The sequence below is a fragment of the Teichococcus aerofrigidensis genome (assembly GCF_054073225.1).
The window spans coordinates 1-1127 of the sequence record NZ_JBSXMU010000263.1 but is presented as its reverse complement, the minus strand read 5'-3'; the positions used below and the strand labels follow the sequence as shown (position 1 = coordinate 1127).

Genomic DNA, 1127 nt, shown 5'->3' with positions numbered 1-1127 from the left:
CATGCTGAGATCCGGCAGGAGGTGGCGAAGCTGTGCGCGCGCTTTCCTGGGGAGTACTGGCGCAAGCTGGACGAGGTGCGTGGTTATCCGACGGAGTTCGTGCAGGCGCTGACGGAGGCGGGCTGGCTGGCCGCGCTGATCCCGGAGGAGTTCGGCGGCTCGGGCCTGCCGCTCTCGGCGGCGGCGGCGATCCTCGAGGAGGTGCAGCGGCAGGGCTGCAACGGTGCCGCCTGCCACGCGCAGATGTACATCATGGGCACCATCCTGCGGCACGGCAACGACCGCCAGAAGCAGGAGTACCTGCCGAAGATCGCGTCGGGCGAGTTGCGGCTGCAGGCCTTCGGCGTGACCGAGCCGACCAGCGGGACCGACACCACCGCGCTGCGCACCTTCGCGCGGCGCGAGGGTGACAGATACATCGTCAACGGCCAGAAGATCTGGACCAGCCGGGCCGAGCATTCGGACCTGATGCTGCTGCTGGCGCGCACGACGCCGCGCGATCAGGTGGCGAAGAAGACGGAGGGGCTGTCGACCTTCATCGTCGACATGCGGACGGTGCTGGGCAAGGGTCTGACCATCCGGCCGATCCGCACGATGATGAACCACAATTCCTGCGAGGTGTTCTTCGACAACATGGAGGTTCCGGCGGAGAACCTGGTGGGTGTCGAGGGCCGCGGCTTCCGCTACATCCTGGACGGGATGAACGCGGAGCGGCTGCTGATCGCCAGCGAATGCATCGGCGACGCCAAGTGGTTCATCGAGAAGGCCGTGGGCTACGCGAAGGAGCGGGTGCTGTTCGGGCGGCCGATCGGGCAGAACCAGGGCGTGCAGTTCCCGATCGCCAAGGCCTATGCGCAGATGCGCGCGGCGGAGGCCATCGTGCACAAGGGTCTCGCCAAGTTCGAGGCCGGGGTCAATCCCGGCGAGGAGGCGAACATGGGCAAGATGCTTGCCGCCGAGGCGAGCTGGGCGGCGGGCGAGGCCTGCGTGCAGACGCATGGCGGCTTCGGCTTCGCCGAGGAGTATGATGTGGAGCGGAAGTTCCGCGAGACGCGGCTCTATCAGGTGGCGCCGATCAGCACCAACCTCATCCTCTCCTATCTCGGCGAGCATGTCCTCGGCATGCC

The 1127-nt window shown here is 67.2% G+C and carries 1 protein-coding gene; it reads left to right on the top strand.

Features of this window, described 5'->3' with window-relative positions:
* Nucleotides 1-1127 (top strand): acyl-CoA dehydrogenase family protein (locus tag ACVMLK_RS21095; RefSeq protein ID WP_457487549.1); only part of this gene is annotated, 1127 nt, incomplete at both ends.